Annotated in this window: 24 protein-coding genes and 2 pseudogenes; 6 read left to right on the top strand and 20 right to left on the bottom strand. The window is 70.1% G+C overall.

Going from position 1 to position 24,198, the window contains the following annotated elements; translation table 11 throughout:
- Position 1: 1 nt before the first annotated feature.
- The 4 genes from OUA97_RS04485 to OUA97_RS04470 all read right to left on the bottom strand — a co-directional run bounded on the left by OUA97_RS04485 (position 2) and on the right by OUA97_RS04470 (position 3,839).
- The gene (locus OUA97_RS04485; RefSeq protein ID WP_267230621.1) at positions 2–859 is read right to left on the bottom strand and encodes an SDR family oxidoreductase; all 858 of its coding nucleotides are present in this window, start codon (positions 857–859) and stop codon (positions 2–4) included.
- Positions 856–1,815 (bottom strand): oxidoreductase, encoded by a 960-nt coding sequence (locus OUA97_RS04480; protein WP_267230620.1) that lies wholly within the window; start codon positions 1,813–1,815, stop codon positions 856–858. The genes OUA97_RS04485 and OUA97_RS04480 overlap by 4 nt, the downstream gene beginning before the upstream one ends.
- 3 nt (positions 1,816–1,818) lie before the next feature.
- Positions 1,819–2,598 (bottom strand): enoyl-CoA hydratase-related protein, encoded by a 780-nt coding sequence (locus tag OUA97_RS04475; protein WP_267230619.1) that lies wholly within the window; start codon positions 2,596–2,598, stop codon positions 1,819–1,821.
- 176 nt (positions 2,599–2,774) lie between these two features.
- Complete coding sequence (locus OUA97_RS04470) at positions 2,775–3,839, bottom strand: MBL fold metallo-hydrolase (RefSeq protein WP_267230618.1); 1,065 nt, start codon at positions 3,837–3,839, stop codon at positions 2,775–2,777.
- Positions 3,840–3,999: 160 nt separating this feature from the next.
- Here OUA97_RS04470 and OUA97_RS04465 point away from each other — a divergent pair, with 160 nt between their 5' ends.
- Positions 4,000–5,322 carry a hypothetical protein gene (locus tag OUA97_RS04465; protein ID WP_267230617.1) on the top strand — a complete coding sequence of 441 codons (1,323 nt, stop codon included), beginning with the start codon at positions 4,000–4,002 and terminating at the stop codon, positions 5,320–5,322.
- A 218-nt stretch (positions 5,323–5,540) separates the two neighbouring features.
- Here the strand turns inward: OUA97_RS04465 and OUA97_RS04460 are convergent, their stop codons facing one another.
- The 3 genes from OUA97_RS04460 to OUA97_RS04450 all read right to left on the bottom strand — a co-directional run bounded on the left by OUA97_RS04460 (position 5,541) and on the right by OUA97_RS04450 (position 7,644).
- On the bottom strand, positions 5,541–6,011 hold the full coding sequence (locus OUA97_RS04460; protein ID WP_267230616.1) for a cysteine hydrolase family protein: 471 nt from the start codon (positions 6,009–6,011) through the stop codon (positions 5,541–5,543).
- 51 nt (positions 6,012–6,062) lie between these two features.
- Positions 6,063–6,704: a hydrolase gene (locus OUA97_RS04455; RefSeq protein ID WP_267230615.1), complete on the bottom strand. Its 642-nt coding sequence runs from the start codon at positions 6,702–6,704 to the stop codon at positions 6,063–6,065.
- A gap of 76 nt (positions 6,705–6,780) precedes the next feature.
- Positions 6,781–7,644 carry a pirin family protein gene (locus OUA97_RS04450; protein ID WP_267230614.1) on the bottom strand — a complete coding sequence of 288 codons (864 nt, stop codon included), beginning with the start codon at positions 7,642–7,644 and terminating at the stop codon, positions 6,781–6,783.
- 118 nt (positions 7,645–7,762) lie between these two features.
- On the opposite strand from OUA97_RS04450, the gene OUA97_RS04445 reads away from it, so the two are divergent.
- On the top strand, positions 7,763–8,665 hold the full coding sequence (locus tag OUA97_RS04445; protein ID WP_267230613.1) for a LysR family transcriptional regulator: 903 nt from the start codon (positions 7,763–7,765) through the stop codon (positions 8,663–8,665).
- On the opposite strand, the gene OUA97_RS04440 is transcribed toward OUA97_RS04445, so the two are convergent.
- Both OUA97_RS04440 and OUA97_RS04435 read right to left on the bottom strand, forming a co-directional pair.
- On the bottom strand, positions 8,662–10,047 hold the full coding sequence (locus OUA97_RS04440; protein ID WP_267230612.1) for an RNB domain-containing ribonuclease: 1,386 nt from the start codon (positions 10,045–10,047) through the stop codon (positions 8,662–8,664). The genes OUA97_RS04445 and OUA97_RS04440 overlap by 4 nt on opposite strands.
- Before the next feature lie 134 nt (positions 10,048–10,181).
- Positions 10,182–10,307: a hypothetical protein gene (locus tag OUA97_RS04435; protein ID WP_267230611.1), complete on the bottom strand. Its 126-nt coding sequence runs from the start codon at positions 10,305–10,307 to the stop codon at positions 10,182–10,184.
- 428 nt (positions 10,308–10,735) lie between these two features.
- Between OUA97_RS04435 and OUA97_RS04430 the strand changes: the two genes are divergently transcribed.
- A complete protein-coding gene (locus OUA97_RS04430; protein ID WP_267230610.1) occupies positions 10,736–10,918 on the top strand; it encodes a hypothetical protein in 183 nt (60 codons plus the stop codon).
- A 9-nt stretch (positions 10,919–10,927) separates the two neighbouring features.
- Positions 10,928–11,383 carry a hypothetical protein gene (locus OUA97_RS04425; protein ID WP_267230609.1) on the top strand — a complete coding sequence of 152 codons (456 nt, stop codon included), beginning with the start codon at positions 10,928–10,930 and terminating at the stop codon, positions 11,381–11,383.
- A gap of 138 nt (positions 11,384–11,521) precedes the next feature.
- Here OUA97_RS04425 and OUA97_RS04420 read toward each other — a convergent pair whose 3' ends face one another.
- The 6 genes from OUA97_RS04420 to OUA97_RS04395 form a co-directional block, all read right to left on the bottom strand.
- Positions 11,522–13,063, bottom strand: coding sequence for an acetolactate synthase large subunit (locus OUA97_RS04420; protein WP_267230608.1), 1,542 nt, complete (start codon positions 13,061–13,063; stop codon positions 11,522–11,524).
- Positions 13,063–14,832, bottom strand: coding sequence for a feruloyl-CoA synthase (locus OUA97_RS04415; RefSeq protein ID WP_267230607.1), 1,770 nt, complete (start codon positions 14,830–14,832; stop codon positions 13,063–13,065). Before OUA97_RS04415 ends, OUA97_RS04420 begins: the two co-directional genes overlap by 1 nt.
- A gap of 65 nt (positions 14,833–14,897) precedes the next feature.
- Positions 14,898–15,965 carry a DUF898 family protein gene (locus OUA97_RS04410; RefSeq protein ID WP_267230606.1) on the bottom strand — a complete coding sequence of 356 codons (1,068 nt, stop codon included), beginning with the start codon at positions 15,963–15,965 and terminating at the stop codon, positions 14,898–14,900.
- Positions 15,966–16,089: 124 nt separating this feature from the next.
- Complete coding sequence (locus OUA97_RS04405; protein ID WP_267230605.1) at positions 16,090–16,743, bottom strand: esterase/lipase family protein; 654 nt, start codon at positions 16,741–16,743, stop codon at positions 16,090–16,092.
- Between the two features lie 2 nt (positions 16,744–16,745).
- Positions 16,746–18,080 carry a dihydroorotase gene (locus tag OUA97_RS04400; protein ID WP_267230604.1) on the bottom strand — a complete coding sequence of 445 codons (1,335 nt, stop codon included), beginning with the start codon at positions 18,078–18,080 and terminating at the stop codon, positions 16,746–16,748.
- Between the two features lie 15 nt (positions 18,081–18,095).
- Entirely contained in the window at positions 18,096–19,070 is a 975-nt protein-coding gene (locus tag OUA97_RS04395; RefSeq protein ID WP_267230603.1) for a glycosyltransferase family 9 protein, read from the bottom strand.
- A gap of 61 nt (positions 19,071–19,131) precedes the next feature.
- On the opposite strand from OUA97_RS04395, the gene OUA97_RS04390 reads away from it, so the two are divergent.
- Positions 19,132–19,929, top strand: coding sequence for a YgfZ/GcvT domain-containing protein (locus OUA97_RS04390; protein WP_267230602.1), 798 nt, complete (start codon positions 19,132–19,134; stop codon positions 19,927–19,929).
- 9 nt (positions 19,930–19,938) lie between these two features.
- On the opposite strand, the gene OUA97_RS04385 is transcribed toward OUA97_RS04390, so the two are convergent.
- A complete protein-coding gene (locus OUA97_RS04385) occupies positions 19,939–20,991 on the bottom strand; it encodes a helix-turn-helix domain-containing protein (RefSeq protein WP_267230601.1) in 1,053 nt (350 codons plus the stop codon).
- A gap of 612 nt (positions 20,992–21,603) precedes the next feature.
- Between OUA97_RS04385 and OUA97_RS23400 the strand changes: the two are divergent.
- A pseudogene (locus OUA97_RS23400) lies at positions 21,604–21,705 on the top strand (PEPxxWA-CTERM sorting domain-containing protein); the annotation flags it as partial.
- A 65-nt stretch (positions 21,706–21,770) separates the two neighbouring features.
- Here OUA97_RS23400 and OUA97_RS04375 read toward each other — a convergent pair.
- The 4 genes and pseudogenes from OUA97_RS04375 to OUA97_RS04360 form a co-directional block, all read right to left on the bottom strand.
- Positions 21,771–22,115, bottom strand: coding sequence for a hypothetical protein (locus OUA97_RS04375; RefSeq protein WP_267230599.1), 345 nt, complete (start codon positions 22,113–22,115; stop codon positions 21,771–21,773).
- Position 22,116: 1 nt separating this feature from the next.
- A complete protein-coding gene (locus tag OUA97_RS04370; RefSeq protein ID WP_267230598.1) occupies positions 22,117–22,989 on the bottom strand; it encodes an alpha/beta fold hydrolase in 873 nt (290 codons plus the stop codon).
- Positions 22,990–23,015: 26 nt separating this feature from the next.
- Positions 23,016–23,546, bottom strand: coding sequence for a dihydrofolate reductase family protein (locus OUA97_RS04365; RefSeq protein WP_267230597.1), 531 nt, complete (start codon positions 23,544–23,546; stop codon positions 23,016–23,018).
- 109 nt (positions 23,547–23,655) lie between these two features.
- Positions 23,656–24,198: pseudogene (locus OUA97_RS04360) on the bottom strand (TonB-dependent receptor); the annotation flags it as partial.

The following is a 24,198-nucleotide window of genomic DNA, read 5'->3' as shown; positions in this document are numbered from 1 at the left end:
GTCACCCCACGACCACGCCCGGCGGCGGCTTGCTGCTCTCGGGCACGAAGAAGTCCGGCATCAGCCGCGCGGTCGGATCGACCCGGTACTTGTCGAAGTCCCGTACGCCCTCGCCATAGAGGAAGCTGTCGTCGATCAGGAAGTTGCCGGTGAACTCGCGGCTCGGCTTCTCGAAGATCGCGTGGGCCGCATCGGCCATGATCTCCGGCGTGCGGCAGGCCTTCATACCCTCCTCGCCGGCGAGCGCGAATTGGATCGCCGCAGTGGCGATGCCGGTGCGCGGCCACAGGGCGTTGAAGGCGATCCCGTCCTCGCGGAACTCCTCGGCCATCCCCAGCACGCACATGCTCATGCCGAACTTGGCCATCGTGTAGGCCACGTGCCCCTGGAACCACTTGGGACTCATGTCCAGCGGGGGCGACAGCATCAGCACGTGCGGATTGGCCGCCTTCTTCAGGTGCGGGATGCAGGCCTTCGAGGTCAGGTAGGTGCCGCGCGCATTGACCTGGTTCATCAGGTCGTAGCGCTTCATCTCGGTGGCCAGCGTGCCGGTGAGCTGGATGGCCGAGGCGTTGTTGACGCAGATGTCGATCCCGCCGAACGCCGCCACGGTCTTCTCGACCGCCTCGTAGACGCTCGCCTCCTCGCGCACATCGACGATCAGCGGCAGCGCCTTGCCGCCTGCCTTCTCGATCTCCTCGGCGGCGGTGTAGATCGTGCCTGGCAGGTGCTTGTGCGGCTCGGCGGTCTTGGCGGCGATGGCGATGTTCGCCCCGTCCCTGGCGGCCCGCAGCGCGATGGCCAGGCCGATGCCGCGGCTGGCCCCGGTGATGAAGAGCGTCTTGCCGTTCAGGCTCATGCCGTCACTCCCGTGATCTCTTCCGACAGCGCCCACAGCCGGTCGGCGGCGTCAGGATCGATGGCGTAGGGCATCACGCCCTTCATCGGGTTGTCCTTGTTCCAGGGCGGCGCCTCGGCGCAGTCCTCCAGATAGAGCCCGCCGATCCCCTCCAGCTCCTCGCCGACCGCGGCCCAGACGCTGGTCGAGGCGCCCTGCTCGGGGGTCTTGAAGCCCTCGCGGACATTGCCCTCCTCGTCCATCCAGCCCATCGCCACCATCTCCTCCTTGGGCAGGTAGCGCTGCAGCGGAGTCATGATGCCGCCCGGCATCACCGCGTTGGCGGTGATCCCGTGCTCCTCGAAGCGGGCGTTGTAGCCGACCGCGAACAGCGAGTTGGCGGTCTTCGACTGCCCATAGGCCTCCCACTTGTCGTAGGGCCGGCTCAGATAGTTGGGGTCGTCCCAATGGATGTCGCTGCGCCGGTGGCCGATCGAGGACAGCGCCACCACCCGCGCCGTGCGCTCGTCCTCCGCGGCGTTCAGCAGCGCCCGCGTCAGCCCGACGGCCAGCACGAAGTGGCCAAAGTGGTTGGTGCCGATCTGCAGCTCCAGGTCCTCGGCGGTGCGCAGCAAGGGCGTGGCCATCACCCCGGCGTTGTTGATCAGGATGTCCAGCGGCTGGTCGCCCCAGGCGTCGACGAACGAGCCGACGCTCGCCAGGCTGGCCAGGTCCAGCGTCCCGGCCACCACGTTGTCGGCCCCGATCGCTTCGTTGATGGCCACCGCCGCCTTCTCGCCGGCCGAACGGTCGCGGACCGCCAGCATGACGTCCGCCCCCGCCGCGGCCAGCGCCTTGGCCGTCTCGTAGCCGATCCCGCTCGCCCCGCCGGTGACGATGACGTTGCGGCCGGAGAGATCGTGGTCACCAGCCACCACGCGGGCGGGGGTGAAGGCGCCGAAGCGGGAGCGGATCATGGGTCAGGACACCTTGCTGAAGTCGGGAACGCGCTTCTCGGCGAAGGCGGCGAACGCCTCCTTGGCTTCGGCGGACTTCAGCTGGGCGGCGAAGTGCGCGCCTTCCTCGTCCATGCGCTGGGCCAGGCCCGTCTCGTCGCGCATCAGCGCCTTGGTGATCACCACCGCGGCCGGCGGACGGGCGGCGACGGCCTCGGCGGCGGCGCGGGCCCGAGCGCGCAGCTGGTCCAGCGGCACGACCTCGTTGGCGATCCCCCAGTCGACCGCCTTCTTGGCGTCGACCGCCTCGCCCAGCACGAACATCGCAAACGCCCGCGCATGGCCGATGCGGCTGGGCAGGGTGATGCTGGAGGCCGCCTCCGGCACCAGCGCCAGGTTCACGAACGGCGTGGTCAGCAGCGCGTTCTCGGCCACATAGACCAGGTCGCAGTGCAGCAGCATGGTGGTGCCCACGCCCACCGCGCGGCCGTTCACAGCCGCGATCAGCGGGGTCTTGGCTCGCGCCAGCGCCGCCAGCAGCGGGTTGCCGCCGCGCCGCGCCTCGTTGGCCGACGACTCGCCGGCGTTGACCGCCGCGAAGTCGCTGATGTCGTTGCCGGCGGTGAACATGTCGCCGTTGGCCTGGATCAGGACGCAGCGCACGTCCTTGTCGAACTCGGCCTGATCGATGGCGTCGCCCAGCGCCTGGTACATCGCCCGGGTCAGGGCGTTCTTCTTGTCGGGACGGTTCATGGTCAGGGTCAGGACCCCGCCGGACTTCTCGATCAGAATATGGTCGGACATTGAAATGCGCTCCTAAACTTACGCCGTATGCTAACGCGGCGCGGGGCAAGGATCGAAGCGCTATTTTTCCCGTGCCGGCCCGGTTTCAGCGCAGCCGAAGACCGGGCCCATGAACACCGGACAGATCAGAACGCGGCGCCGCCGCGCGCTTTCCGGGATGACGCCGTAAGGCCGCCCTACGCCGCCTGGTACCAGATCACCCCGGCCTCGTCGGCCTGCGCCGTCGCCTCGCCGCGGGTCATCAGACAGTTGAGGTGCGCCAGGCTCTCGCCGGTGGCCATGCCCAGCACCCGCTGGTCGATCTTGCGGCGGAACAGCACCGAGAACACGTCGACCGCCCGCTTCGGTTCGGCGATCAGCTTGCGCAGCCGCGCCAGCCCGCGCTCATGGCCGCCGATCAGGTGGTCGATCCGCGCGTGCAAGCCATAAAACGGCTCGTTGTGCGCCGGCAGCACCAGCACCTCGTCGTCCACCCGGTCCTTGATCGCCGCCAGGGTGGTCAGCCACTCGGTCAGCGGGTCGCCGTCCGGCTCGGTCGGGAACACCGAGACGTTCGAGGAGATCTTCGGCAGCACCTGGTCGCCGCTGATGAACAGCTTCAGGTCCTTCTGCCAGAGGCAGACATGCTCGGGGGAATGGCCGGATCCGACCACCACCTGCCAGGGCCGCCCGCCGATCTCCACCAGCTGGCCGTCGGACAGTCGCCGGAAGGTGTCGGGCAGCGCGTGCAGCCCCTTGCCGAAGCCGCCGAAGCGGGCGCGGTAGTCCTCCAGCGCATCGTCGTCCCAGCCGGCCGCGCGGTAGAAGTCCAGCGCCTCGGCCGGGGCCTCGCGCCCGGTGTCGGCCGCCAGCGAGCGGCACATCAGGAACTCCAGCCGGCTGATCCACAGCCGGCACTGGAACTTGCGGGTCAGCCAGCCGGCCATGCCGATGTGGTCGGGGTGCATGTGGGTGACGAACACCCGCGTCACCGGCTTGCCGCCCAGCGCGCCGGCGAACGCCTTGCGCCAGGTCTGCTGGGTGTCCGATCCGCCCATGCCGGTGTCGACGATCGCCCAGCCCTCGCCGTCCTCGATCGCCCAGACGTTGATGAAGGCCAGCGAGCCGCCCAGCGGCATCCGCAACCACTTCACCCCCGGCGCCACGTCCACCGCTTCGCCCAGCTCGGGCCCCTCGGCGAACGGATAGCTCAGCCGCGCCCTCGCCGCCTGTTCCTGCGTCTCTTCGAATCCGTCGCGCAAAGCCGTGCCCCTCGTTCTCCGCCCCATTTTTGACCGCAGAGCTGGTCAGGGCAAATGCAACCACGGCCCGGTTCAGACGTCGTTCACGACGAACTTGACCCACTGGCGCTGTGGGGGCTTATGTCCGCGCAATAGGGAACCACCCAGGAGTTTTTCAACCATGAGGCCATTCATCACGGGGCTGGCCGCCACCTTGGCCGTGCTGGCCTTGGCGCCGGCCGCCGTCTCGCAAGGCAAGAAAGCCGCCGAGATCTCGGATAAGGCGCGCACCCAGGGGATGGCCGAGGCTCCGGCCCTCGCCAAGGCCGCTGGCATTTCCTGCAACGTCACCGACGCGCTGTTCGTCGGCAAGACCAGCGACAAGAAGACCAAGACCAACACCACCTACTACGAGATCGACTGCGACCAGGGCGTCGGTTTCGTGCTGTCGGCGGTCGAGGGCGGCGCGACCACCTCGTTCACCTGCATCGAAGCGGGCACCCCGGGTCCGGACGGCAAGCCTTCGAACCTGGCCTGCAAGCTGCCCGGCAACGCCGATCCGAAGGCCGACCTGGCCGGCGTGCTCGCGGCCGGCAAGGTGCAGTGCACCCCCGAGGCCGCCCGCGGCATCGGCCAAAGCGCCACCGCCACCTATCTCGAAGTCGCCTGCCAGGGCTCGGCCCAGGGCTACGTCCTGAAGACCAGCGCGCCGATCGATGCGGCCAAGCCGGTCGAAGCCACCGACTGCATGCTCTATGACGGCGGCCAGTCGAACATCTCCTGCACCCTGCGCACCAAGGAACAGCGCCTGGCGGTGATCGACGCCTTCGCGGCCCAGGCCAACAACGGCTGCACCGTGAAGGACAAGCGGTACATGGGCATGTCCCAGACCGGCTCGTCGTTCTTCGAAGCGGCCTGTACCGACGGCAAGGGCTACCTCTACCGCGTCGACGCCGGCAAGCTGACCCAGACCTATGACTGCGCCAAGGCGCAGGGCGTCATGGGCGGCTGCACCCTGACCGACACCAAGGAAGCGGTCACCGAGCAGAACGGCCTCTACACCAAGCTGGCCAAGGCCGCGGGCTTCAACTGCGACGTCTCCAAGTACGCGCCGTTCCCGAGCGCCAACAACAAGGACATCGTCGAGATGGCCTGCTCGAACCGTCCGGACGGCGGCGTCGGCGTCTTCGGCGGCCCGAACGACAAGCCGGTCGTCTACGACTGCGCCCGCGCGCCGATCGCTGGCTACCGCTGCTCGTTCACCAAGCTCGACACCAACAGCTACGGCGCCGTTACCGCCGACCTGAAGGCGGCCGGCAAGGACTCCTGCACGGTGTCCAACGCCCGCATCATCGGCAAGTCCGCCAAGGGCACGACCTACATGGAAGTCGCCTGCTCGGACGGCCTGAAGGGCTACGTGCTCGAGTACACCGCCGACCTGAAGCCGGTCGAAGCCATCGGCTGCGCCTTCTCGGGCCAGTGCAAGCTGCCGGGCAACACCTAAGCGCGGCCGACCGAACCAAAGTGAAAGGCCCGGGGGCGACCCCGGGCCTTTTTCTTTGTTTGCTGGATACCGCTCATCCCGGCGAAGGCCGGGACCCAAGCGGAGCCTCAAACAAGCAAGCGGCGCTCCAGACATGGCCGAAACGCCGCTTGGGCCCCGGCCTTCGCCGGGGTGAGCGGATGAGGGACGGCGCAGCTGTGGATTGAACGTCCGCCCCACTAGCTGTCCAAGGCCTCCGCCGCCGTCGTCACCGCGCCGAAGTGGTGGCGCCAGAGGTCGGTTCCCAGCTTGCCCGTCCGGTCCAACGACGAGCCGACGGTCAGGTCGCTCAGCAGGGTCGGGGTCAGGCCGGCGTCGAACAGCATGAAGCCGGCCGCCAGCACGCAGGTCTCGGTCTGCAGACCGCAGACCAGCACCCGCTCGGGCCCCAGCGCCCGCAGATGCTCGATCGTCTCGGCGCTGGGCAGGTAGCCGTGCTTGATGAACACCCTGTCCACCGGCAGCAGGCACGCGTCAGCCGGTCCCGGCGCCCAGCCCAGTTGCCTCTGGAACGGCGTCCGGGCCTCGTCGTGCCGCTCCACCGTCGCCACGCTCGCCATCCGCGGCAGCAATCGCCGCACGCCCTCCACCAGCCAGTCCGGCGGGGAAAAGCTCGGTTGGATGTCGATGATGAGCAGGGCCTGTCGCATCGCCCCTCATATCAGAAAGGCCCGCAGGTCGTCCCTGCGGGCCCCTCGTCCCTACTCCGTCCGGTCGTAGGAGAACTGGATCCCGGCCGTGCCGCCGGTCTCGATGAACAGATTCATGAACGCCGGGACGGTCTCGGCCCGCGACCAGTCGCGCTGCAGTTCGCAGAACAGCTGCGGTACGCTGATCATCTTGCCGCCGGCCTGCTCGATGCGGCGCAGGGCCATGTCGTGGGCCGCGACCGAGGTGCCGCCCACCGCGTCGGCGACCACATAGACCTCATAGCCTTCCTTCAGCGCGTCCAGGGCCGGGAAGGTCAGGCAGGCCTCGGTCCACAGCGCCGTCATGATCAGCTTCTTGCGGCCGGTCGCCTCCACCGCCTTGCGGAATTCGACATCCTCCCACGAGTTGATCGTGGTGCGGTCATAGGTCGGATAGCCGTCCAGCACCTTGCGCAGCTGGGCGATCGGCGGCTTGTTCAGCCCGGTCTTCACATTGACGGTCGAGTGGACGATCGGCAGGCCGTAGGCCACCGCCGCCTTGGCGGTCCCGACGATGTTGTTGACCAGAAGCTGGCGGTCCATCGAGGCGATCGAGTTCACCTGCACCGGCTGGTAGTCGATGATCACGAAGGCGGCGTTCTGCGGCGTCAGCAGGTGGTCGCTGGCCGGATCGCGAATGGGTTCGCTGGTCATGGGTCGTTCCTTTCAGGGGAAGAGGGGGGCCGCCGGCCCGGGGGGAACCGGCGACGCCCCAAGGGAGAGAGGGGGATCAGTGGGCGATCTGGCCGAACTGGCCGCGGTTGAAGTCGCTGACCGCCTGGGCGATCTCGTCCTCGCTGTTCATGACGAACGGGCCGTAGCCGACGATCGGCTCGTCGATCGGCTCGCCGCTGAGCAGCAGCGCCACCGCGTCGGTGTCGGCGCGGACCTCGAGGCCTTCGCCGTCGCGGTCCAGCATCACCATCTGGGCTTCGCGGACGTCCTGCCCGTTCACGTTGATCGCCCCGTCCAGGACGATCAGCGCCAGGGTGCGGCCTTCCTCGATCTCGAACCGGCTGACCCCGCCTTGGGTCAGGCGCAGGTCCCAGACGTCCATCGGCGTGAAGGTCCTGGCCGGGCCGCGGCCGCCGCCGTACTCGCCGGCGATCACCCGCGCCTGGCCCGCGCCGTCCGGCAGCGCGACCGTCGGGATCTCGGCGTCCAGCAGGGTCTGGTAGCCGGGCGCCGCCAGCTTGTCCTTGGCCGGCAGGTTCACCCACAGCTGCACCATCTTCAGGGTCCCGCCGGTGCGGGTGAAGTCGTGCGAGTGGAACTCCTCGTGCAGGATGCCCGAGGCCGCGGTCATCCACTGCACGTCGCCGGGACCGATCTTGCCGCCGGCGCCGGTGGAGTCGCGGTGCTCGACCTCGCCGTCATAGACGATGGTGACGGTCTCGAAGCCGCGGTGCGGATGCTGGCCGACGCCGCGCGGCTTGGCCGCCGGCTCGAACTTCGCCGGGCCGGCGTAGTCGAGCAGCAGGAACGGGCTCATGTGCCGCCCATGGCTGTCGTAGGAAAACAGCGAACGCACCGGAAAGCCGTCGCCGACCCAGTGCGGGCGGGGGGCGCTGTAGACGCCGAGTATCTTCTTCATGGTGGTCTCCTGAGAACCGGGAGCTGGTCCCGGTCGCGTTGGCTCAGGAGGTAGACCTGGGACGATAACGGCGGTAGGCGTCGAATTCCGACCTCAGAGTTCCACTGATAGAACGATCATGCAGGACCTGAACGACCTCTACTACTTCGCCCAGGTGATCGATCACGGCGGCTTCGCCCCGGCCAGCCGCGCGCTCGGGGTGCCCAAGTCCAAGCTCAGCCGGCGGATCTCGGGGCTGGAGGAGCGGCTCGGCGTGCGGCTCATCCAGCGCTCCACCCGCCAGTTCGCCATCACCGAGGTGGGCGAGGAATTCTATCGCCACTGCCGGGCCATGGTGATCGAGGCCGAGGCCGCCCAGGATGCGGTCGACCAGGTGCGCTCCGAGCCGTGCGGCACCGTGCGCATGGCCTGCCCCATCGCCCTGCTGCACGCCCAGGTCGCCCCGATGCTGGCCCAGTTCCTGATCCGCTATCCGCGCGTGAAGCTGCAGATGGAGGCGACCAACCGCCATGTCGACGTGGTCGGCGAGCGCTTCGACATCGCCCTGCGCGTCCGCTTCCCGCCGCTCGCCGACAGCGACCTGGCCCACCGGGTGCTCGGCGACAGCCCCCAGCGCCTGGTCGCCCAGCCCGCCCTGCTCGCCCGCCTGGGCGACATCGCCGTCCCCGCCGACCTGCATGGCGTGCCCAGCCTCGACTGGGGCCCGCCGACCGGCGAGCACGTCTGGCGTCTGGAGGGCCCGGGCGGCGCGGTGGCCGAGGTGCGCCACGAGCCGGTCCTCACCACCGACGACTTCGAAACCCTGCGCGCCGCCGCCCTGGCCGGCGCCGGCGTGGCGCAGCTGCCGACCCTGATGCTTGGCGACACCCTGCGCACGGGCGCGCTGGCGGCGGTCCCCGCCGGCTGGGCCCCGCGCAGCGGCGTCATCCATGCGGTGTTCCCGACCCGCCGCGGCCTGATGCCCTCGGTCCGCGCGCTGGTCGACTTCCTGGCCGAGCGGTTCGCCGCGCTGGAGGCCTAGGCCACCCGCTCGAACTGCGCCGTCCCCTGGGCCGGGTCGGCGGCGGTCAGCCGCACGACCAGCCGCTCGCCGACCTCGACCTTGTGGGCGGTCACCCGCGCCACCACCGGCAGCTCGCACAGCTGCATTCGCGCGCCGCGCTCGTCGATGTCGGTGACCACCGCCTCGAAGGCCTCGCCGATCTGCCCCCGCAGCATCGCGGCCTCGGCCATGTCGATCACCACGCGGTCGATCTGGCCGGCCTGGTTGTCGGCCCGCGCCATCACCTTGGGCAGCTTGGCGAAGGCCAGGGTCGCGGCGGTCGGCGCCGGCCGCCCGTTCGCGATCGCCAGCACGGTGTCGACCACATAGCGGTCGGCCAGCCGGCGCAGCGGCGCGGTCGCATGCGCATAGGTCGCCGCCATCGCCGCGTGCCACGGAATCTCGCCCGGCGTGTAGGGCACGTAGGAGGCCGCCGTGCTGGCCCGCCGGATCGCCATCATGAACGCCGCCTGCTTGGCCTCGCCCGGGTCGAGCGTCAGTTCGTACTGCGCCAGGCTGGCCATCTCGGGCCATTCCAGGCCGAACGCCCGCGCGGTCTGGCGCAGCCGCCCCACCGCCCGCGCGTCGGGCTCGGGCATCACCCGGAACAGGCCGGTGCGATGGGCCAGCAGCACCTGGGCGATCGCCAGGTTGGTCGCCAGCGACAGCGCCGCATTCTGGTCCTCGGCCTCCGTCCGCGGCCGGAACCGCAGCTGCAACCGCCCGTCGTCCAGCCGCGCCACCTCCTGCTCCGGCGGATCGACCCGCGAGGCCCCGCGCCGCGCCTCGGCCGCGCGCACCCGCTCGGCCAGCTCGGCGAACCCGGCCGGCAGCTCGGCGGCCGTCACCCGCTCATAGCCCAGCTTGGCGACGCTGCGGATGATCGCCCGCTCGGCCCCGTCCAGGCTCGCCTCGCCGTCCGGGTCGACCCGCACGGTGAACACCACCGCCGGCCGCGGCCCGCTCGGCAGCAGGCTGGCGGCGCCCTCGCTCAGCTCGCGCGGATAAAGGCTGGCCTTGCCGTCCGGCAGGTAGAGCGTCGCCCCCCGCTTCCAGGCCTCGACGTCCAGCAGGTCGCCGTCACGCACGAACCACGACACGTCGGCGATGGCGTAGTGCAGCAGCAGGTCCGCGCCGCTGGCCTCGATCGCGAACGCCTGGTCGAGATCGGTCGAGCTGGCCGGGTCCAGGGTCACGAACGGCCGCGCGGTGCGGTCGACATGCTCGCTCGGCGCCCGCTGCGCCGCGGCCTGCGCCGCGGCCACGACCTCCGGCGGAAATCCTTCCGGGACCTTGAAGCGGAGGCGCAGCGCCGCCAGCCCCTGGCTCAGCGCATTGCGCGGATCGATGAGCGTCTTCATGCCCAAGCTCTGTCAGCCGCGGCGCCCGCTGTCATCCCCCGTGGCGCTCCTGCGCCATCCGGATCTCATGGATCCCCAAACGAAAAGGCCCGCGGATCGCTCCGCGGGCCTTTGCGCGTCAGGTCAGGGTCGACTTAGGCGTGCGAAAGCAGGTGTTCCGCATTGCCGCGCAGATGCGCCAGCGCCTTGGTCACGAGCGCGTTGACCGTTTGATAGAAAGCCAGTTGGCCTTCGATGTTCTCGTAATCGGCAAACAGCATGATCGCCTCCATATGCTGAAGGCCATCTATGCTGCGACGCACACAAAATCAATGGTGCGACGCAATATTTCCGATTGTGATGAAAAATGTGAAGTCGCACGGATCAATGCTGGGTGGCGATATTCTCCCGCCGAGCCTGGGCGCAGGTCCGTTCGCAGTTGCAGCAAGCGCCACTCCAGACGCCCTTATTCCTCCCCGCCGGGGAAGGTGGATCGGCGGCGGCGCCGAGACGGGAGCGGGGCCGCCCCTGACGCAGGCGTTGTCTGGCTGGTCTATGATCGACGACTTCGTCGCCGACACACGCTTCGCTCCCCACAGGGGACATTGGTCTCCTCGCCCGAGAGCAGACGTCTCAAACGTCGCCGAGGGGTGGTTAGCGGCCTGCTTTGCAAGCGGGTCTAAGGCTGAGCTAGTGTCAGCGGATGCCAATGTTCGACATGACCGCCGGGATGTACAACTTCTTCTGGGCCGGCGCGGCCATGATCGGCCTATGGCTGCTCTGGCGTATCTTCGAAATACTCAAAGCAATCCACTTCATGATATCGAAGTGGTTCGACCGGGACTACATCAAGCCCTTCGACAGGGCGCACGGCATTGCCGACGACGACTAGGTGCCGACCGTGCCTGATTTCGAGAGCGCCGAAGTACCGATGTCCCCCGAGGATGAGCGGCGTTGGCGACAGCACTGGGCGCACGGTGAAATGGTGGCCCGGAGGCTCCACCGGCTCGCTGAGCGTGGCTATCGACCCGTCTTCCGGGGCGATGACACCGTCTTCGAACTTGAACACTCAAATCCGAAGGCTACGCCAATTCAGCTTTGGCCCGACGGACAGGTCGTGGACCTCTACCCCACACATGTGAAGGACGGCGAGCGCACGATCATCCACCCTGAGGACGAGACGCTATTCGGGCGCTTTCTGAACAGCGTCCCCCAGCCCAGCCCCATCGCGAAGGCGCTCAGCACCCGCATTGGAGACGCGTTATCGGCTGGGATGGGCTATGCAATCGTGTTCGGATTGCTGTGGGGCTTCGTGGCTGTCGTGAGCGCGCTGTGGGCCTCGATCTTCGGCAAGTAGGCTGCGCAGCGGATTTCATCGAACGTCAGGAACGGGTCGAAAGCCGACTTCACGGCCCAGCACATAAGCGGACTTTTGGGCTTCGGACCACACTTGAAGTCCAGCTCCCCCCGAAGGGGGAGCCTCCGTCGTTCGCCCCTAAATCGCCGCTTCGATGAACTTCGGCCCCGGCTCGGCCATGGCCTTGGCGAAGGCCGCGTCAAACTCTTCGGCCGTCTCGCAGCGCACCGCCGGCACGCCCAGGCCCTTGGCCACCGACACCCAGTCGATCTTCGGATCGCCCAGGTCCAGCAGCTTGCTGGCCGACGGGCCCGGATTGCCCGAGCCGGTGCGGCCCATCTCGATGTTGAGGATGCGGTAGGAGTGGTTGGCGAACACCACCACCGTCACGTCCTGGTTCTCGCGCGCCATCGTCCACAGCGACTGCACGGTGTACATCGCCGAGCCGTCGCCGTTCAGCGAGACGATCTTGCGGTCCGGCGCGGCTGTCGCCGCCCCGATCGCCAGCGGGCCGCCGATGCCGATCGCCCCGCCGGTCAGGGCCAGCACGTCGTGGGCCCTGGCGGTGGCGCAGGGCACGGCGATGCCGCCGCCCGAGGTCACCGAGTCATCGCAGATGATCGCGCCTTCCGGCAGGTGACGGGCGACCGACACGCCCGCCGACTGCGGGGTCAGCGGCCCGGTCGGGGCGGCGCCCGCCACCTTGTAGGGCTGCGAGGGCCCGCTCGCCGGCGCGCCCAGGGCGTCGGCCAGCGCCGCCAGGCCGGCGACCGCATCTTCCGAGCGCTGCGCCAGGGTCATGGTCTCGCAGCCTTCCGGGACCAGCACGCTGGGACGGTCCGGATAGGCGAAGAACGCCACCGGCGTCACCGTCCCGACGAACACCATCAGGTCGGCGCCTTCGAGGTCAGCCAGGGCCGCCTCGCCGAAATACTGCATCCGCGCCGGCTGGAAGACGCCGGCCCCGCGCGGCTGGCGCGCGCAGAAGGTGTCGGCCATCACCCGCACGCCGGCCGCCTGCAGGCGCGCGGCCTGTTCCAAGGCCTTGGCGCTGGTCCCTTGCCCGCCCAGCAGCACGACGGGTTTGGCCGCCGCGCGGACCTTCCTGGCCACGTCCTCGACCACGCCGCCGGCCGGGGCCGCGCGGGTCGGGACGCTCGCCTTCACCGCGCCCTTGGCGGTCTCCAGCCAAGCCGAGTCGGCCGGCAGGATCAGGCTGACGGGACCGCCCGGCGGGCCGTAGCTGGCGGTCACCGCCTCGGCGGTCAGCTCGGCGACGCTGTCGGGGCTGTCGGCCGACTTCACCCACAGCGAGTTGGGGCCGACGATGGTCGGGATGTCCGAGTTCAGCGGCGCGTCGTACTGGCGGTGATAGGTAGCGTGGTCGCCGATCACGTTGACCACCGGGGTGAACGCCCGCCGCGCATTGTGCAGGTTCGCCAGGCCGTTGCCGTAGCCGGGGCCCAGGTGCAGCAGGGTGCAGGCCGGCTTTTCGGCGATGCGGCCATAGCCGTCCGCCGCCCCCGTCGCCACGCCCTCGAACAGGCACAGCACCGGCCGCATCTTCGGCTCGCGGTCGAGCGCGGCGACGAACTGCATCTCGCTGGTGCCGGGATTGGCGAAGCAGGCGGTGACCTCGTTTTCGACGAGGGTGGTAATCAGGGCGTCGGCGCCGTTCATCAGAACACCATCACATCAGCAGCATCGGAAAACAGTCGTTCGGCCTCGGACGCCCGCAGCGCGCGGGCCACGGGCTGGGCGATATAGCCCTTGTCGGTGATCTCGCCGGCGTTGGCGTCCGGCGGCGTGGCCAGCACCAGGGCCCGGGCCACCTTGCCGCCAGAGCCCTTGGCCCCGGCGTTGAAGCGCTCGATCCCGGCCCGCACCGCCGCCTCGATCGCGTCGCGGTCCATGTTCGGGTTCGGATAGAACAGCAGCCCCACCGCCTCCTGCCCCTCGCCGCAGACCACCGCGTCGGTGACCGCGTCGCCCACCGCCGAGACCGCCTTCACCCGCAGGTCGCCGACCGTGACGAAGGTGCCGCTGGCCAGCTTGAAGTTCTCCGAGATGCGCCCGTCGAAGGCCAGGCCCGCCTTGGGGCTGGCCTCGTCCACGAACCGCGCCGCATCGCCCAGCAGGTAGAAGCCGTCGGCGTCGTAGCTCTGCGCCGACAGCTCGGGGCGTCCCAGATAGCCGGGCGAGACCTGCGGCCCCTTCACCCGGAATTCCAGCTTGCCCGCCGCCGGGGTCAGCTTGACCGACGTGCCCGGCACCGGCAGGCCGATCAGACCCATGCGGTCGTTGCGCCAGTGGACGTTGCAGGCGGTCGGCCCGGTCTCCGTCGCGCCATAGCCCGAGGCGAAGCTGATCTTCTCTCCGACGCTCGCCACCGCGACGGCCTGGATGCGGTCGCAGGCGTCCTGGCCAAGGGCCGCGCCGCCGTACTGCAGCACCCGCACCTGCTCGAAGAAGGTCCGCGCCAGATCCTCGTCGCGCTCCAGCTCGCCGGCCAGCAGCATCCAGCCGGCCGGGACCATGTTGTGATAGGTGGTCGCCACCTCTTTCAGGTTGCGCAGCGTCTCGCCGAACCGCCCGGCCACCGGCTGGCCGGCGTCGATGTGCAGCGTGCCGCCGCGGTGCAGCGCCATGTGCAGGATCGAGTTGGCCCCCAGGCTATGGCTCCAGGGCGCCGAATTGACCATCACCGGAGGCTCGTCGTCGGCGTAGCAGGCCGCGATCTGGGCCGAGTTCAGCGCGATGCCGCGATGCAGGCAGATCACCGCCTTGGGCAGGCCGGTCGAGCCGGAGGTCAGCAGGTACTTGGCGTGGTCGTCGGGTTGAGCGGTAGCCTCGACGCCGGCCGCGCCCAGCAGCCGCGCCAGCGGCACGTCGCCCGGCCGCGGGTTCTTGCCCGCGACCACCGGCAGCCCGGCCAGGAACGGCGCCTCCAGCGCCTCGGAGAACAGCGCCGCGTCCTCGGTATAGACCGCAGCGGGCCTCAGCACCTCGACCGCATGGGCCAGCCGCGTCAGGTTCGCACCCGGCAGGCCGTACTGCGGCGACACCGGCGCGATCGGCATGCCCTGGCTCATCGCCGCGTAGCCGACCAGCCCGTGGTCGATCCCGTTGCGCGCCAGGATCAGCAGCGGCCGCGTCCCGACCACGCCCAGTTCGCGCAGGCCGCCTGCGATCGCCCGCACCTGCTCGCGCGCCTCGCCGAAGCTGGTCCGCCGCCAGCCCTCGCCCGACCGCTCGGCCAGCCAGGTCCGCCCCGGCGCCTCGCGCGCCCAGCGGTCCAGCGCCTGGGTCATGGTGGTGAACTCGCCCGAGAACGGGGTCGGATTGGTGAGGATCAGCTCGCCGCCGCCCCTCTCCTCGATGTCCAGCTGCGGCGGCGCATAGCGCGCGTCGCGGAACGGGGCGTCTGTCGGGCGGATTCTGGCGTCCATGATGCGCATAGCCTTAGCGGGCGAGCGCCGGGGATGTCATCCCATCAAAGCGATTTGGCCATCGGCTACGAGCCGGCCTTCATCTCCAGCGGCGTGAACCTCACGCCGGCCGACAGGCGCTCGGCCCGCACCCGCTTCGAGCGCCGCCGCGCCTCTTCCAGCCGGGCGAACACGAAGGCGCTCTCACGGGCCGCCGCATAGGGCGCCAGCGCGCCCAGCGAGACGATGCGCAGGGCGGTGTTGCCCGCCTGCAGCCGCGCCCAGGCCCGCCAGCAGAGCGGCAGCCTCAACCCCAGTCCCGCCGCCGTCGCCGTGCGCCGCGCGGCCTGGTACGGCGCCCAGGCGACCGTCAGCGCCAGCCACAGGCCGAGCGCCAGCGCGCCCAGCGCCGCCAGCTCGACCAGGGTCGGCACGGTCCCCAGCACCGGGGTCGGCAGGAAGCCGGCCGCCAGCCCCATCGCCACCCCGCCCGCGAACAATCCGATCATCACGCTGGCGAACCAGCCGATCGCAAAGGCGCTGTAGAGCGGGCGGCGCGCGGCGGCGGCCGCGTCATAGGCGGCCGGGCGATGCGGATGATGCAGGCCGCCCCACAGCAAGGCGTCCCGCCGGCGGTCGGCCGCCGGCCGCCACCAGCCGAGGGTCAGCGCGATAAGCGCGGCGTCGCGCAGCTCGGCCAGCGCGAAGGCGGCCGACGAGCCGTCGACCTCGAACACCTGCCCGCGCCACTCGGTGCGGGTCGCCAGGTAGACGAAGCCCACGAAGCGGCAGAAACCCATGAACAGCGCCACGCTCGCCGCCGCGATCAGCGCCACCGGCGCGCCCCAGACGCCCAGCCCCTGCACCGCCGCCAGGACCGCCGCCAACGCAGCGGCGACGACCAGCAGCTTGGCCAGCGCGCCGATCAGCAGTTCGATGCCGAGTCCGCCATAGTCCAGCGGCTCGCCGTTCATGTCCGTGGCCGCCCACAATCGCCGGCGTATCGCGCTGCGGCCCCAGAACCCGTGGAGCCCGAGGGTGAGCAGGTTCAGCGCCCCATGGCGCAGGGTGAGCGACAGGAAGCCCCGTGCATCCAGTCGCTGCACGAGCGTCAGACTCGGGCCGCCCGACTCGGCGGCGTTCGATCGCGACATCTACTCCCCCGCGACGAGCCTGCGGCGCGCGAGTGCGCCGGTTACTTCCCACTCACGATAGTATGAGGGTGAAAGTATTGCCGAGACCCGAACCTCGCGCCCGCAGCTTCGCGCGCTGCGGGAACTAAGGCGTAAAGCGGCCGTCCTGCAGGAAGGCGGCGACCTGGTTCTGGACCAGGCGCGAGCGGACCATGAAGGTGTGGCCGGCCCGCACCGTCAGGAAATCGGCCATTTCCGGCAGCCGCGTGCTCGCAACGCTCACCTTGCCGTCATTGGGCCGCCCGCCGAAGCAGCCGGCGAACCACGGCTCGTAGTTCCGGGTGCCGGCGATCACCCCGACCTCCAGCGGCAGGGGTCGGGCGAAGGCCATCGGCTCGCGCGTGCCCAGGGCCTGGCCGGCGGGGCCCAGCGCGCGCCGGAACCACCAGTGGTGCTTCAGCTCGTCGGCGATCTCGCTGCCGCCGTTGGGCGGCCCCAGCATCACCGCCCGCCCGGCCTCGGGCGCCTCATGGTCCTGGAAGTAGCCGCGCAGCAGCAGCCCGCCGAGCGAGTGGGTCACGAAATGGATGCGCGTGGCCCGCGCCCGCCGGCAGCGGGCGATGTCCTGCTCGACGCCGGCCGCCGCGGCCTCGATGCTCAGCCGCGTCGAGGGATAGCTGCGGGCGACGACCGTGTAGCCTCGCCGGCTCAGGTCGCGGCCGATCGGGGCCATCGAGGCGGCGCTGCGCCCCAGGCCGTGGAGCAGCACCACGCACTCGCCCGGCGGCGCCGTCGGCATGCCTACCCGCCCAGGGTCTCGGCGAAGCGCACCGGCTGGCCGATGCTGGGGGCGACCAGCTCGTCGTCGCGCATCACCACCGTGCCGCGGATGATCGTCGCCGTCGGCCAGCCCTTGGCCTCGAAGCCGTCGAACGGGGTCCAGCCGACGCGGGTGGCCATGTCCTCGTGCTTGATCGTGCGGCGGGCCTTCATGTCGACGACGGTGATGTCGGCGTCGTAGCCGACCGCCAGCCGGCCCTTGTCGGCCATGCCGAACACCCGGTTGGCGCCATGGCTGGTCAGGTCGACGAACCGCTCCAGGCTGAGCCGCCCCTCGTTAACGTGGGTCAGCATCACCGGCACCAGCGTCTGCACGCCCGGCATGCCCGATGGCGAGGCCGGATAGGGCCGGGCCTTCTCGTCCTTGGTGTGCGGCGCGTGGTCCGAGCCCAGCACGTCGGCGATGCCGGCGGCGATCCCATGCCACAGCCCGGCCTGGTGATAGGCGTTGCGGATCGGCGGGTTCATCTGGGCGTAGCCCTTCAGCCGCTCATAGGCTTCCGGCGCGGTCAGGGTCAGGTGCTGCGGGGTCACCTCGACGCTGGCCACGTCTTTGTGCAGCGCCAGGAACTCGATCTCCTCGCGCGTCGTCACGTGCAGCACGTGGATGCGCTTGCCCAGCGCCTTGGCGATCCGCACCAGCCGGTGGGTCGATTCCAGCGCCGAGGCGGCGTCGCGCACCTCCTCGTGGCTGGTCCAGTCGCCGGTGCGGGCCAGTGGCCGGCGCTCGGCCAGCCGATATTCGTCCTCGGAGTGGAACGCCGCGCGGCGGTTCACATGGCGCAGCACCTGCTCGATGCCCTCGTCGTCCTGCACCAGCAGGCTGCCGGTCGAGGCGCCCATGAACACCTTGATGCCGCAGCAGCCGGGCAGCCGCTCCAGCTCGCCCAGGAACTGCGCGTTCTCATGCGTGCCGCCGACATAGAAGGCGTGGTCGGTGTGCATCCGGCCGGCGGCGCGGTGCAGCTTGTCGGCCAGGGCGTCCGGGTCGGTGGTGGTCGGCTCGGTGTTCGGCATTTCGAACACGGCGACGACGCCGCCCATGGCCGCGGCCCGCGATCCGGTCTCCAGGTCTTCCTTCCACTCCAGGCCAGGCTCGCGGAAATGCACCTGGGTGTCGATGACGCCGGGCAGCACGGTCAGGCCCCCCGCGTCGAACACCTGCCCGGCGCTGGCTTGGCTGAGGTCGCCGATCTCCACGATCTTGCCCGCCCGCACGCCGACGTCGGCCAGGCCGCGGCCGGCATGGTTCACCACCTCGCCGCCCCTCACGATGAGGTCGAAGGTCTCGGGCATGTTGCGTCTCTGGGCTTAACTGGCTTTGGAACTGGTTTGGGCGAGCAGGTCCCGGGCGGCGTTGGTCACCCAATCCACCGGCAGGTCCATCATGTGACAGAGCGCCTGCGAGAGCCCTGGGTCAACCTCGCGGATCTGGTCCAGGCTGCGAATGCCGCGCACGATCCGCGTATTCTCGCCCCACGGTCCATAGAGCTTGTCGTCCGAAGGGCCGAACAGACCGATGGTCGGGGTCCCGGCCGCGGCGGCCATGTGCATCAGCCCGCTGTCGTTGCCGATGAACAGCTGGGCGCGCTTCAGGCAGGCGTAGCTGGCCAGCAGTTCGACCTTGCCGGCCAGGTCGATGGTCCGCTCGCGCGGGACCACGTTGCGCAGCGCCGCGACCGCCTGACTGTCGTCCGGTCCGCCCAGCAGCATCAGCCGCCCGCCGGCCATCGGCCCGCCCAGCAGCTGGATCGCAACTTGAGCGAAGCGTTCGGCCGGCCAGGTCTTGCCGACCCAGTTGGCGGCCGGCGCCATGGCCAGGATCGGCCCCTTGCCGGTGGTCAGCTCGTCGGCATAGGCCTCGGTCGCCGCAGAGGTAAACAGGTACGGGGCCGGCGGCTCGTCCTCGATCTTCAGCAGCCGCGCGGCCTCGATCACCTTGTGGACCCCGCCGCCGGAGCCGCGCTTGTAGACCGCCCGCCGCTCGCGGCGCAGGAACTGCGAGATCGCCGAACCGCGCAGGTCGACGATCAGCCCCCATTTGCGATGGCGCACCTCGCGCCACAGCTTCAGCCAGTGGCCGCCATTCTTGGCCTTCTCCAGCACGATCAGGCGGTCGAGATGCGGGACCTCGGCGAACAGCGGCGCGGCCGCCTTGCCGGCGACGATCGTGAAGCGCGCGTTCGGAACCTCGTCCAGCAATCGTTTGATCAGGCCGGACGACAGCACCGCGTCGCCGATCCGGGTCGCGGTGATGAACAGAATCGGGAAGGACCCGTGCGCCATCGTCCTTCTATAGGGCTCCTGACGCTGGCGCTCCACCCGCGCAGCCCTTAACTCCTGTTCCATGTCGACGCAGCCCCCGATCGCAGCCCTGTCCAGCCGAGCCCTGATCGCCGTCTCGGGCGAGGATTGGCGCAGTTTCCTGCACGGCCTCATCACCCAGGACGTCGAGACCCTCGCGCCCGGCGAGGTGCGGTTCGGCGCTCTCCTGAACCCCCAGGGGCGGCTTTTGTTCGATCTGTTCGTGGTCGGACGGGATGACGGCGCCGTCCTCGACGTCGAGCGGACCAGCCGCGAGGCCCTGATCCTGCGCCTGACCATGTACCGCCTGCGGGCCAAGGTTCAGATCGCCGCCGACGAGACCCCGGTGCTCGCCGCCTGGGGCGGCGATCCCGGGCCCGGCTGGGCGCCCGATCCGCGGCTGGCCGCGCTCGGCTGGCGCGGCTACGGCGTCGCCGCCGAACCGACCACCGACGAAGCCGCCTACGACGCCCACCGCCTGGCGCTGGGCGTGCCCGGCCCCGCAGACTGGGGCGTCGAGCAGACCTACCCGATCGAAGCCAACTTCGACCTGCTGCACGGCATCGACTTCCACAAGGGCTGCTTCATCGGCCAGGAGACGACCTCGCGCATGAAGCGCCGCGGCCAGATCAAGAACCGCATGCTGCCGCTCGCCTTCGACGGCCCGCCCCCCGCCGCCGGCGCCGAACTGCTGAATGGTGAACGCCGCGCCGGCGAGGTCCTCTCCGGCGCCGAAGGCCGCGCTATGGCCCTCGTCCGCCTCGACCGCCTGGAAGGCGCCCTCACCGCCGACGGCCGCGACGTCCGGGCCGAAAAGCCGGCCTGGCTGGCAGCCGACTAGGTCCCCGGCTCAGCCGGCGACCGCCCTGCCGGTGCGCCGGTCCCACACGTCCATCATCGCGCGCGCGGCATGCTCCCGGAGCATGGCGCGGTCGTCCTCGCTGGCCGAGAGCACGGCGTCGGGCGGCATCGCGAAGCGCTCGTTGAAAGCCTGGAACAGCCGCGTACGGCCGACATAGCCGCAGCGCGCGGCGATCTCGCCAAGCGGGAGATGGTCGTCCGACGTCAACAGGATCCAGGCGTTCTCCAGGCGCCGGTCGTTGATGAAGCGGGTGACGCCGCCGTACGGGGCGAAGGCGCGGTAGAGGGTGGCCCGCGAGACGTCGAGCCGCGCCGCGATCCAGGCGGGCGACAAGGCCGGTTCGCTCAGGTGGTCGTCGACCAGCGCCTCGGCCATGGCCTTGAGCGCCGGCGGCGCGAGCCGGGCGCGCCTGACGTCGGTCAGCGCCATGCCCAGCATCTCTATCGCCGCGCGCAACACCAGCGAGCCCTGCGCCTGGGTCATGTCCGGTGCGTCCTCGCAGAGGCAGGCCAGCGTGCTGGCGATCACGCGGGCCAACGGGTGGTCGCCGCGGATTTCCGCGCAGTGCAGATCGAGGTGGCGCAAGGGCTCGGGCAGCGCCCCGCGCGTCATGACCATCATGATCGCCGCATAGTCGGCCTGCGTCACCGTGGCCGCATGCGCCAGGTCGAGGACGAGGATGTCCCCGGCGCGCAGGCGCCGGCCGGACCGCGTCGGCTGCACGTCGAGCGCGCCGTCCTCGACCACATGGACGAACAGCTGGTCCGCGCCGGTGGCGGCGATGAGCGCGTCGTCTCGGCTCAGCGTCATCCGGCCGCACAGCTTCGAGCGCGAGACGACCGCCTCCGGCAGCACGAAGGCGTCGGCGGAAAAGTCGAAGTCCGGCTGTTCCGCCATCCGGGCCGGATCGACGGAAAAGGCGAACGCCACGGACTGCGCGAGGCGGTGCGCGAAATCCAGCCGCGTCTCGCCCGGCAGCAGCGCGTGGCGAACGCGCGGGATGGGCTGGCCCAGCACGAGCTCGCCTCCAGACGCGTTCATGACTCTTTCCATCGGAAGCGAATGGCCCAGCTTTCCGGCACCGGCCAACTATTTTCCGTGAAATGAGACAGATCGCGGGAATTGACCGTTCCGCTGAGACTCCCCGGGGCCTTTCGCGGTTCGGCTCCGGCCGATGCTGGTGCACTGACGTGGACAGGGCCACGGCGGCACGCGCCGAGCACGGCCAACAGGGGGAAAACTATGCTCACTTTGAAATCGACGGTCGCGGGCGCGTTCGCCGCAATGATGCTGGCGGTCGCCTCGACCTCGGCGCACGCCGCCACGCTGCTGGACGGCGTCACCCTGCACGACCTTTCGATCGGCGGCGCGAAGTACGACGTCACGTTCACCGGCGACGCCTTCGACGGAACCCTTACCTTCAACACGCGCGCGCAAGCCGCCGAGGCGCTTGCCGCCATCCTCGCCAGCTCCGAGTTCCAGTCGTTCTTCCCGTACGAGAGCTTTGCTGGCGTGCTTGTTCCGCACGCCTTCGATGGTCAGGGCTTCTACGTTGAACTCGCGGGAGGATGGTACGCTCCCGGCGGCTATGGCGTTCCAAACGGCTTCGACTGGTCGGACACCGGCTTCACCCTGGCCACCTTCTCCCCGACGAGCGCCGTCCCCGAGCCGGCGACCTGGGCGATGATGATCGCCGGCTTCGGCGTCGTCGGCGGCGCCGTTCGGCGCCGCAGGCCGGCGGCGCTCGCCGCCTGACGTCTCCGCCTGCCGCATGCAAAGGGCGCCGGCTTCCCGGTGCCCTTTTTCGTCGGCCCAGGCCCCTAGCTTGCCCAGGCCGTCCGCCTGGCTTCGGCCAAGGTTGGAGTTGAGCACCCTCCGATCCCCGCCACGTACCGCCGCCCCAGCAGCATCTTGTGCTCGACCAGCGCGATGCGGTCGCCGACCACGCAGCCGCTTCCGCGGTTCAACGTCACGCGGACCCGCCGCTCCCCGACAATGACCCACGCGCCTGGAACCGCGCCCTGCTCCGTCTCCACGCTTAGCAGGGCGACTACCGCGCCATAGCCTGGCCGCCCTGGCGACAGGCTGACCGACGTCGCCAGCATCGCTCCCGCCGCCAGCACGATGCCCCCGCCAGCTGCGATCATCATCAGCCGATTGCGCACGTCACCCGCCAAGCAGGAACCCCCGCAGCGCCGCCAGCGTCTCGGCCGGCTTCTCCTCGGCCAGGAAGTGCCCGGCCCCTTCGATCGCCTGGCCGCGCAGGTCCTCGCACCAGGGCCGCCAGACCTCCAGCACGTCGTACCAGTGGCCGACCGCCCCCTTGGCGCCCCACAGCACCTGGGTCGGGGCGGCGATCTGCTTGACCCCGCGGTCGGCCTCGTCGGCGGCGACGTCATAGGTCGCCCCGGCCCGGTAGTCCTCGCACATCGCATGGATCACCGCCGGGTCGGCCACCGCCGCCACATAATCGGCATAGGCGGCCGGCTCGAAATAGGTCGCACCCTGGGCGATGCGGAAGGCGAAATGCACCGGGTCGGCGGCGATGAAATGCTCGGGGAACGGATGGGCCTGGGCCAGGAAGCTCCAGTGCCAGTAGCCCAGCGCGAACCGCCGGTCGGCCAACCGCCAGACGTCGGCGGTCGGGATGATGTCGAGGATGCTCAGCTTGCGGACCGCCTGCGGCGTATCCAGCGCCAGCCGATAGGCGGTGCGCCCGCCGCGGTCGTGGCCGACCATGTCGAACCGCGCGAACCCCAGTATTCTCATCAGCGCCACGACGTCGCGCGCCATCGCCCGCTTCGAATAGGGCTCGTGGTCCGGAGTCGTCGGCGGTCCCGAGCTGCCGCCGTAGCCGCGCAGGTCCGGGGCCACCACAGTGAAGTCCTTGGCCAGCTCGCCGGCGATCTGGCCCCACATCATGTGCGTCTGCGGATAGCCGTGCAGCAGCAGGAGCGGCGGCCCCGAACCGCCGATCCGAAACCGCAGCACCGCCTCGCCGGTGCTCACCCGCTCAAGCTTGAAGCCTTCGAAGGCCATGGCGCACTCCTTCGTACCCTAGCCGGTCACGCCGGCACGTAGGTCAACCGGAGCGCCTCCGGCCCGATCCGCTCGTGCGCCACCAGGCGCAGCCGCGGCCGCGGGCCGACGAAGTAGGGACTGCCGTCGCCCAGCACGACCGGGTGCAGATAGATCCGATAGGCGTCGATCAGCCCCAGCTCGCCCAGGCTCTTGGCCAGCACCGGGCCGCCGACCTCGATCTCGCCCGGATGCTCGGCCTTCACCTTGCGCAGCACGGTCTCGAAGTCCTCGCCGACCAGGGTTGCGTTCGGCCCGACCTCGGTCAGCGAGCGCGACACCACCCACTTGTGCTGGGCCCGCCAGGCCCGCGCGAAGTCATGCTCCGCCGCGCTCCAGCCCGCGTCGTCCTCGTCCCAGTAGCGCATCAGCTCATAGAGACCGCGCCCGTAGATCGCGCCGGTCTGCTCGCGCGCCTGCTCGACGAAGTGCTGGAACAGCGCCGGATCGGGCGCGAACCGCATGTGGTCGACATAGCCGTCCAGCGACTGGTTCATGCCAAAGACGAGCTTGGCCATGGGCGGTCTCCCTTGCTGGGTCCGCACCATGACCGACTTTTGCCCGCCTGCGTAGCGTCAGGACACGGGCTCGCGCCCCTCGCGGGAGAAGGGTGAGAGCGAAGCCCGATCAGAAGAACAGCTTGCGCACCGTGAATTTCACCGAGCGGCCGACCGGGTCCATCAGGTCCGGCTGGTAGCTGATCGGCGTGGTCCCCTGCGGGGTCTTCACGTCCTGGCGCTCGTCGAACAGGTTGTCGACCGACAGGGTGGCGCGCATGCCGCGCAGCCACTTCTGCTCGCGGGCGATCGGCTGCATGCCCAGGTCCGCGAACAGCCGCAGGTTCACGGTCGTCAGGTCCGAGAACTCCAGGTCGTCCGCCGCGGTCAGGCCGACCACCTTGGTCGCGCTCTGCCACTTGGCGTTCGCCGCTACGCCGAGGCCCCCGCGGGTGTAGTTGGCCTGCAGGTCGACCTGGTGGCGCGGCGAGCCGCCGCCCGAGCCCAGCGCCCCGCCGTCCAGCAGGTCGAGGGTCGGCACGCCCGGCCGGATCTCCACTTCGTCCTTGAACGCCACGGTATGATAGAGCCCGACCTGGAACACGCCGTTGCGCGGGCCGCCGGGCCCGAAGCCGCCCATGCGCGGGCCGCCGCCGCCCGGACCGCCGAAGCC

Origin of the sequence: Phenylobacterium sp. 58.2.17, assembly GCF_026411515.1 — a bacterium.
GTDB lineage: Bacteria > Pseudomonadota > Alphaproteobacteria > Caulobacterales > Caulobacteraceae > Phenylobacterium.
The sequence above is the reverse complement of the archived record's forward strand: the minus strand, read 5'-3'. Positions and strand labels throughout refer to the sequence as shown.